General features: G+C 65.6%; 8 protein-coding genes. 4 read left to right on the forward strand and 4 right to left on the reverse strand.

What is annotated here, in order from left to right; translation table 11 throughout:
• Positions 1 to 74 precede the first annotated feature (74 nt).
• Complete coding sequence (locus C9I57_RS29920; RefSeq protein ID WP_258187897.1) at positions 75 to 1,346, reverse strand: EAL domain-containing protein; 1,272 nt, start codon at positions 1,344 to 1,346, stop codon at positions 75 to 77.
• Positions 1,347 to 1,588: 242 nt separating this feature from the next.
• Complete coding sequence (locus tag C9I57_RS29925; RefSeq protein ID WP_107154153.1) at positions 1,589 to 3,046, reverse strand: aminotransferase-like domain-containing protein; 1,458 nt, start codon at positions 3,044 to 3,046, stop codon at positions 1,589 to 1,591.
• Positions 3,047 to 3,187: 141 nt separating this feature from the next.
• Between C9I57_RS29925 and C9I57_RS29930 the strand changes: the two genes are divergently transcribed.
• Positions 3,188 to 3,505 (forward strand): DUF2917 domain-containing protein, encoded by a 318-nt coding sequence (locus tag C9I57_RS29930; protein ID WP_107154154.1) that lies wholly within the window; start codon positions 3,188 to 3,190, stop codon positions 3,503 to 3,505.
• Between the two features lie 65 nt (positions 3,506 to 3,570).
• Here C9I57_RS29930 and C9I57_RS29935 read toward each other — a convergent pair whose 3' ends face one another.
• Complete coding sequence (locus C9I57_RS29935) at positions 3,571 to 4,884, reverse strand: citrate synthase family protein (RefSeq protein WP_107154155.1); 1,314 nt, start codon at positions 4,882 to 4,884, stop codon at positions 3,571 to 3,573.
• A 158-nt stretch (positions 4,885 to 5,042) separates the two neighbouring features.
• Between C9I57_RS29935 and C9I57_RS29940 the strand changes: the two genes are divergently transcribed.
• Positions 5,043 to 6,446, forward strand: coding sequence for a CoA transferase (locus C9I57_RS29940; protein ID WP_107154164.1), 1,404 nt, complete (start codon positions 5,043 to 5,045; stop codon positions 6,444 to 6,446).
• A gap of 110 nt (positions 6,447 to 6,556) precedes the next feature.
• On the opposite strand, the gene C9I57_RS29945 is transcribed toward C9I57_RS29940, so the two are convergent.
• Positions 6,557 to 7,303, reverse strand: a complete 747-nt coding sequence (locus tag C9I57_RS29945; RefSeq protein ID WP_107154156.1) for a GntR family transcriptional regulator — start codon at positions 7,301 to 7,303, stop codon at positions 6,557 to 6,559.
• A gap of 119 nt (positions 7,304 to 7,422) precedes the next feature.
• Here C9I57_RS29945 and C9I57_RS29950 point away from each other — a divergent pair, with 119 nt between their 5' ends.
• Together C9I57_RS29950 and C9I57_RS32925 are read left to right on the forward strand one after the other, a co-directional pair.
• The gene (locus C9I57_RS29950; RefSeq protein ID WP_107154157.1) at positions 7,423 to 8,262 is read left to right on the forward strand and encodes an aldo/keto reductase; all 840 of its coding nucleotides are present in this window, start codon (positions 7,423 to 7,425) and stop codon (positions 8,260 to 8,262) included.
• Positions 8,263 to 8,344: 82 nt separating this feature from the next.
• Positions 8,345 to 8,807: hypothetical protein (locus C9I57_RS32925; RefSeq protein WP_181322003.1), on the forward strand; the 463-nt coding region annotated here is incomplete at its 3' end.

The following is an 8,807-nucleotide window of genomic DNA, read 5'->3' on the forward strand; positions in this document are numbered from 1 at the left end:
CCGCGTTCGCGATCGGCGTGCAGTGTTCCGATAGCCTCTGGCGCCGCGAGCGGTTCGGCCAGGTCGCTAGTGCACTAGAGACCTTGCGATGCGGCTTCCCAGTTGATGTCGACGCAAAGCACCTGCAGGCCTTTTGGCGTTTGCGCGGCAGCCGATGCGGTCACGCAGAGATGCGCTTCATTGATGGAGAGATAAGGCGCGGTCAGATGGACACGGCCCGGGGCACGAACGGCTTCGATGAAGTAAGGGCGCCGTTCCCAGCTCGCGCCCTCCGAATGCAGCAACGGTCGAAAACGCTTCGCGCGGCGCGAGACGCGACGCCCTTCCGGCACGAGGTTGTCGCCGATCTGCCGACCGTGCGCATCGAGCAGGAAGCATCTTGCGGAATCGGGCAGCGCGAGCAGAGAGCGTGTCGCGCGCTCGATCGTCTCGCCCTCGACGACATGTCCGCAGGCTTCCTCGAGCGCGGCGACGTAGGGTGCGAGCCGTGCGGCCTGCGCGCGTTCGCGCGCCGCCACCCGCTCGCGCAGCGCTGACGACAGGGCATCCATCGAGGCCGCGGCCACAGTCGGCTCGACCGGATCCATGCTGGGCCCGGCGAAATAGGTGCCCTGCATGAAATCGACGTTGGCTTCGAGCGCGATCAACGCTTCGCGCTCAGTCGAAAGACCGCCCATCAGCACGAGCTGTCCCGATTCGTGCAACAGCGACACGAGCCCCGGCAATACGCGTTCGATGTGCGAATGTTCGCTGGCCTGCTGAAGAATCACGCGATCGAGGGTGACGATGTCGGGACGTAGATGCCAAACGCGGTCGATGTTCGAATGCTTGGCGCCGAAACCGCCGAGCGCGATCAGAAAGCCCGATTTGCGCAGCGAATCGACGATTTCCGCGAAGCGGCTCGTTTCGCCGCCCGCTTGCTCGGGCACTTCGAGAACGACGCGCTGCGGCGGCAGCGCGAGCGCCTTCAGGCCGGCGAGCAGCGCGTCGCCATAACTCGTGTCCATCAGCGCCGCCGGATGCAGGCTCAGAAAAAGCCATTCGTCATGGCTGTCGAAAGCGCTGAAATTGCCGAGATGCAGCGATTCGGCGAGTCTTCCGAGCTCGAGCAGATCGCCGCGCCGTGCCGCCTGCGTGAACACCTCGTGCGAAAGCACCTGACGACCGTCTTCATCGTGCGCACGCAGTGACGCGTGGTAGCCGATCGCGCGCCGATGCGATACCGAGAACACCGGTTGAAAGACGCTGAATACGGTATAGCCGCCATAAATGACGGTATGCCGTGCGCCTGCTTCGCCAGCAACGGGACGCGGCGGCTGAAACCCGGGAGGATCGAGTTCGATCATGCTCGGTCGGAATCGAAGAATCGGAAAATGAGGAGACATCGCAATGTAGCCGCATGCGATGCGAAATAACGGCTACTTTACCGCATAAGGCAGCAAGAACCATGCGAGACGCCTACTCGCATTGGTGTGCGGGCGCTCACATCGGCTACGACCTTGGATGTACCGAGCTTTATCGGTAGGTCGGGCGGCGTCCGCCACTCGAGCGCGCACGCTCCTGGTGCGTCAGGTGACCAAGCTTGTGCTCAACCGATCAACTCGGACTCATTCGCGGGTGCGCGTCGCGCCGCCAAAGGGCGATCGGGCTCGAGCCGCGTCGCACGTTCAAAAAACGCGTGCGCGCGCGGATCCGTCGAGTACGCCGCGTTGATGCGAAGCCACGGACTTGTTTCTCCGTGAGGGCGGAAGTAGCTGCCGGGCGCGACCGTCACGCCGCATGCCGCCGCGCATTCGACGAGCCGCTGCGAATCTTCGATGTGCGGCACGCGCGCCCAGACGAACTTGCCGCCGGCCGGCGGCGCGAATAGCTGCCAGCCGTACGATTCGAGCGTCTGAATGGCCGCGCCGAGTACTTCGTTCATACGCCGGCGCAGGCGATCGAGAAACTTGCGATAGGCGCCGCGCTCGAGCATCGCGAGCGCGACCGATTCGGCGAACAGCGATCCGCCGATCCCCGTCAGCATCTTGATGTCGACGATGTCTTTGACGATCGCCGGATTGGCCGCGATGAACCCGATCCGCAGCGACGACGAGAGCGTCTTCGATAGCCCGCCGATGTAGATGACCTGCTCGAGCTGATCGAGCGCCGCAAGGCGATCGGTCGCCTCGCCCTGGAAATCAGCGTAGATGTCGTCCTCGACGATCGTGAAGCCATATTCGCGCGCGAGTTGAAGTACGCGGAAGGCGACCGACGGCGCGACGATCGTGCCGGTCGGATTGTGAAAGACCGAGTTGACGAAGAAGGCGCGCGGACGGTGGCGCTCGAGCGCGGCCCGTAACGCCTCGACATCCGGTCCGGCCGCAGTGCGCGGAATGCCGACGATGTTGACCCCGTGCAACTTCAGGAGTCCGAACAAGTTGTAGTAGCCCGGATCCTCGACGAACATCGTGTCGCCCGCCTTCAGCAGATAGCGGACGACGAGATCGATGCCCTGGCTCGCGCCACATGTGATGACGATTTGTGACGTGTCGGCGCGAATGCCGAGCGACGCGATGCGGGCCTGCAAATGCTCGCGCAATGCGGCGTTGCCGAATGGTGTCGCGTAATCGATCATGGCCGCCGGATCGGTTCGCGCGACGTGGCGGATCGCTTGGGCGAGACCTTCCATATCGCGCCATGCCTCGGGGATGAAGCCGGTCGCGAGTTTCAACGTGTCGCCGGGATGATTGAACTCGTGCAGGATGTGGCCCGACTCGTCTTCCGCGCGGCGCGGATCGGATGTGCCCGCGGAGCCCGACACGTCGCGCCAGCGCGCGCTCACGTAAAAGCCCGAGCCGTGCCGCGATTCGACATAGCCGAGCGACACGAGCCGATCATAAGCTTCGATGACGGGAAATCGGCTGATGCCGTATTGCGCCGCAAGGCCGCGAATCGATGGCAGCTTTGCGCCGGCATGCGCTTCGCGCGAGCGAACCCAGCCTTCCATCTGCGCGACGATCTGGTCCGTGAGCGGCACGCCGTTGCCGCGGTCGAGCTCGAGCATCATCGATAGGCCTCGCTCATTCAAGTGTTCGGTATTTTGCCTGAACAGTTTCGCTGAAACTGTTCGGAACTGTGCATGTGATTATAGCGATCGAGCCGAGATAATGCATCCACTGAGCAATGTTTTATCGAGGAGGCTGAGATGCGCGAGATCCGAGAGTTCGAAATGGAACACGACGAGCCGGCCACGGCCTGGCGCATCGTGCGGCCCCTCGTCGTGACGGTGACGACCGGGCAGTTGTGGCTGACGCTGGAGCACGACGCCGAAGACTACTGGCTCGAGGCAGGACAGTCGTTTGTCCTGCCGGCCGGGACTCGAGCGTGGGTCAGCGCCGGGCGCGATGGGGCGCGCGTCAATGTGACGAGCGCGAACTCGGCCGATGCCGACAGGCGCATTGCATCCGCGCAGGCGGCGGCAAGCGCTCGCGGCTGGATGACCCGGTGGCTGCGAGTCGCGTGAAAGCGATCGGTCTTGACCGATAGCGTCGGTGCAGCGATTGCCTGAATGCCGTCTGTGGGAGAGGCCTAGACCCGTTGTTGTTTTGCCGGCGGATCGATCGGCGACGGCTCGTGATCGAAGCGGCGTGCGCCGGCGCGTACGGGAGGCTCGTATGCGCCAATATAGCGGGCGCGCGGGCGAATCAATCTGCCATCCTCCATTTGTTCCAATGCGTGTGCGATCCAGCCGGCTGCCCGGCCAAGCGCGAAGAGAGCGAAGGCCGCTCCCGGTGGCAGGTCCACGACACGCTCGATCGACGACAAAGCGAAATCGACGGTCGGAGCGAGGCCAGTCGAGCGCCCCGCCGCATTCGTTATCGCCTCGATCTGATTCAGTCTCGCACGCGCGGCCGTTCTGACTCCTGCGCAATCATTGAGCATGGCAAGCAGAACCGTCGCGCGCGGATCGCCTTGCGGATAAAGGGGGTGCCCGAAGCCGGGAAGGATCGTGCGCGGCCGGTCGTCGTCGTCGTGGCGAGCGAGATGCGCCGCCAGATATCGATCGACATCGCCGGCTTGATCGACTTCGGCGAGGAGAGCGCTCACACGCATGGTCTCGCCGCAATGGCGTGGACCGGCGAGCGCCGCGAGCCCGCCTGTCACCGCGCCGAATAGATGCATCCCCGTCGAGGCGATGCAGCGCACGGTAAACGTGGACGCATTGAGCTCATGGTCCGCGCATACGACGAGCGCCGCGCGCAACAGCTCGACGTGCCTGCGATTGCGGATGCCCCACGCATACGCGAGCTGCCGATGCAGCGGCTCGCGCGACGGCCTGCCGCGGACGAGGGCCGCGGCGAGCACGCGCATCAACGCGGCGCCCGTATCGAGTTGCGCCTCGCGATCCAATGCCCAGATACGCGGGATCAGTTTGGCGGCTGCCGGTAGCAGCAAGAGTGCGCGCTCATGCGGCGCATCGGAGTGTGTCAGCTTCAACCAGGCGTCCCATTGCCGGGCCGCCAACGGGGCGTCGGGTGCGGCATCGATACGCGCACGTTCGCACTCCCAAAGAAGCGCGGCCGCGTCTTCGAGCGTCGCTGCGCGGGCGAGCTCGATGGCGTCGTGGCCGCGATAGTAGAGCCGGCCATCAGCGATGAGCGTGATGCGCGACTCGAGTACGGGCACACCCCAGTCCAGCACCTTCTGCGCGACTTTGCCGGCACGCTTGCCGTCGGCCTTCCTGCGGGCCAGGCGACGCACGTCGTCGGCCGCGTATAGACGGCGCTTGCCGTTTGCTTCGGGCGCCGAGCGCAGCATGCCGCGGCTCACGTAGGAATAGAGCGTCGGCACGCTGATTTGGAGCAGCGCGGCGGCTTCGGAGGCGGTCAGGTAGGCGGGCATCGTTCGTCTTCAGTGTTCAGTCTCGGAATGGATTGAGGGCGCGAACCAAACTAATCGATATATGTTGATGATTTGAATCAAGATTGATTGGTGTGATCGTCGATTCTAGACTCGTTGCCATCCCTTCAACGCGTTCCGTCATCGCTATGACCGCACCGATCACTCCGCTTGTTGCGCTCGAACATCTCTGGTCGCTGGCCCGCTGCGCGCCTGACATGCTCGAAGAGATTCACTTCGAAGGCGCCGACCCCGGTTTGCCCTCGATCTATCGCGTCGGCACGCTCGCAAGCGCGACGATAGGCGCTTCGGCGCTCGCCGCCGCCGCATGTGAGCGGGTGCGGCGAGGGCGCACGCAGCGCGTCGAGGTTTCGATGCGCCGCGCACTCGTCGCGTTTCGCAGCGAACGATACTTGCGTATCGACGACGGTCCCGCTCCTGAACTGCGCGATCCGCTGACGGGGTTCTTCGAAACGCGCGGCGGGCGGTGGATTCAATTGCACGCGAATTTCGCGCATCACCGCGACGGCATCCTCCGAGTGCTCGATTGCGAGAACAATCGGGAGCGGGTGGTCGAGGCGATTCTCGGCTGGGACGGCGCGGACCTCGATCGCACACTCGCCGATGCGGGGCTGTGCGCCGCATTGATCCGCTCGCCGGACGAGTGGGCGAAAGAGCCGCAGGCAGCGGCTATCGCCGGGCTGCCGCTTTTCGAAATCGAGCGCATCGGCGATGCGCCGCCCATGCCGATCGGCGGCGACAGTCCTATCGCGACTTACCGCCCGCTGGCCGGCACGCGCGTGCTCGATCTCTCGCGCATCATTGCCGGCCCCGTCGCCGGACGCACACTGGCGCAGCACGGCGCCGAAGTGCTGCTCATCAATGGGCCGCATCTGCCGAATATCGCTCCGCTCGTCATCGACAACGGCCGCGGCAAGCGCTCGGCTCTGCTCGACTTGCGCGCGGCCCAAGGGCGGGACGCGTTGCGAGGACTGGCGGCCGATGCCGACGTATTCTTGCAGTCCTATCGGCCCGGTGCACTCGCGGCGCGTGGATTCGGGCCCGAGGACCTCGCTCGGATCAAGCCCGGCATCGTGTACGTATCGGTCTGCGCGTATGGGCACACGGGCCCGTGGGCTCAGCGTCGCGGCTTCGACAGCCTCGTGCAATCGGCGAGCGGCATCGCGTGGACGGAGCGGGCGGCGGCGGGCACAGCCATGCCGAAACACTTGCCGTGCCAGGCGCTCGATCACGCAACGGGCTACCTTGCCGCATTCGGTGCGATGGCGGCGCTGCTGCGCCGTGCAAATGAAGGCGGCAGCTGGCATGTGCGTGTCTCGCTCGCGCAGACGGGGCGCTGGTTGCAATCGTTCGGCACCATCGACGACGGCTGGCGCGCGCCTGACGTGGGTTTCGACGATGTGCGAGATGCGCTGCAGACGGTGGATTCTCCGTTCGGCCGCGTGCTCGCGGCCGCTCCGGCCGAATCGATGTCGGAGACGGCGCCGCGCTTCGATCGGCCGCCCGTGCCGATCGGCACCGACGAGCCGCATTGGCTTGCGTAGGGTCTATCCGCTTAGGGTAATGAGCGGACGCCGCTCGCGACCTGACAGGTCGAGCGCGAGACGTACGAAAACGAGACCTGCCCTGCGATTCGGGAGTCGGGCCGATCGCGCTACTTGCGCAATTCGGCGACGAAGTCGTAGTAGTCGTTTCGGCAATAGGTATCGGTCAACTCGATTGCGCGCTGCTCGGCCGTGTAGCCGACCCGTGTGATCAGCAGCAGTGCGTCGTGCGGCGCGATACCCATTTGCCGTGCGATTTCCTCGCTCGCATTGACGGCGCGAAAATGCTGCAGCGCTCGGACAATGGCAAGACCGCGTTGCTCGAGGTACGTGTAGAGGGAATCGCCAATCGAGCTCGGATCGGGAATCACCGAGGCGGGCAGCGTCGAATTCTCGACGGCCATCACGATGCCGTCGGCGAGCCGCAGACGTTTCAACCGTGCAACCGCTGCTGACGGCGACAGGCCGAGTTGGATGACCTCGTCGCGGCTCGCGGGCTGGATCTCGCGCGCGAGCCATTGAGAGCCCGGCTCGAATCCGCGCCGCCTGATCATCTCGCTGAAGCTCGTCAGCCGTGAAAGCGGATCGTCGTAGCGCGGCGTGATGAAGCTGCCCGCACCCTGCGTTCGACGGATCAAGCCCTGTTCGACGAGCAGTGCGATTGCCTTGCGCGCCGTGATGCGCGAGACGCCCAGCGCTTCGGACAGCACGCGCTCGGACGGCAAAGCTTCGCCGGCGTTCCAGCGGTTCTCGTGGATCGCCTGGCCGAGCTTGCGCGCGAGTTGCAGGTAGAGTGGCGTATCGTTGTCCGGGTCCGGGCGCAGGTCGCGCCAGCGGTCTTCCGAGAGTGTGTTCATGGATTCCGCGCTGCTGGGGGCAAGCGTCAATTTTATGCCATCGAACACCGCGGTTATCCGATCCGTTGCTCGTCCCGGACGGCGGAACCACGAACTGTTGCGTTCATAGGAGATGCACGATGGAGAACGACGCATACGTGACGCTACCGGATGGGGAGCGGCTTGCCAAGCTGGGGCAGGGCACATGGGAGATGGGCGAGCGAAAGGCACTGCGCGCGGCGGAGATAGCGGCGCTGCGCGAAGGCGTCGAGCTTGGGCTGACCGTCATCGATACGGCTGAAATGTACGGCGACGGCGCGACCGAGACGCTTTTGGGCGAGGCGCTCGCGGGTCTGCGCGACGATGTGTTTCTCGTCAGCAAGGTCTATCCGCACAACGCGAGCCGGCGCGGCGTCACGGCTTCATGCGAGGCGAGCCTGAAACGGTTGAAAACGGATCGGCTCGATCTTTACCTGCTACATTGGCCCGGTTCGATTCCGCTCGAAGAGACCGTCGAAGGATTCGAAGCGCTGCGGCGCGCGGGCAAGATCCGGCATTGGGGGGTGAGCAACTTCGACGTCGAGGAGATGGAGGCGCTTTTTGGCGCCGGCGGCTCCGCTTGCGCGGCCAACCAGATCCTTTACAACGTCGCGCGGCGAGGGCCCGAGCATGACTTGCTGCCGTGGATGCGCGCTCGGCGGATGCCGGCGATGGCCTACAGCCCGATCGACCACATGCGATTGCCGGCGCATTCGGTGCTCGATGAGATAGGGGCGGCGCGAGGCGTCACGCCGGTTTGCATCGCGCTCTCATGGGTGCTCGCGCAGTCCGGAATCTGCGCCATTCCGAAGGCCGGTAGCGTAGAGCATGTGCGCGAGAACAGACGAGCGCTCGACATCGTGTTGACCGATGCCGAGCGCTCGGCGATAGACGCTTATTTCAAGCCGCCCCGCGGCAAGCGGCCGCTCGAAATGCTCTGATCGTCGTTGTGGGGCCGTGCGGCCAAACCGCCGCACGGCGCCCATCGCTCCCTCGCGGCGAGTCAGCCGGCGCGCTGGCTCAGTGATTGCTGCCGCCGTGGCCTCCGCCGCCGTTGCTGCCGTTCCCGCCGCCATTGCCGCCGCCGTTGCCGCCGTTGCCACTGCCATGGCCGCTGCCGTTGCCGCCGCCATTGCCTGCGCCGTTGCCGCCGTTGCCGCTGCCATTGCCTCCGCCGTGGCCACCGCTACCGCCGTTGCCACCGCCATTGCCGCCGCCGTGGCCACCGCCATTGCCGCCGCCGTGGCCACCGCCATTGCCGCCGCCGTGGCCACCGCTACCGCCGCTGCCGCCGCCGTGGCCACCGCTACCGCCGCCGTCGCCGCCATTGCCGCCGCCGTGACCACCGCTACCGCCGCCACCGCCATTGCCGCCGCCGTGACCACCGCTACCGCCGCCGTCGCCGCCACCACTGCCGCCGCCGTGACCACCGCTACCGCCGCCGTCGCCGCCACCACTGCCGCCGCCGTGACCTCCGCCATTACCC

Source organism: Trinickia symbiotica, assembly GCF_003028655.1.
Taxonomy (GTDB): domain Bacteria; phylum Pseudomonadota; class Gammaproteobacteria; order Burkholderiales; family Burkholderiaceae; genus Trinickia; species Trinickia symbiotica_A.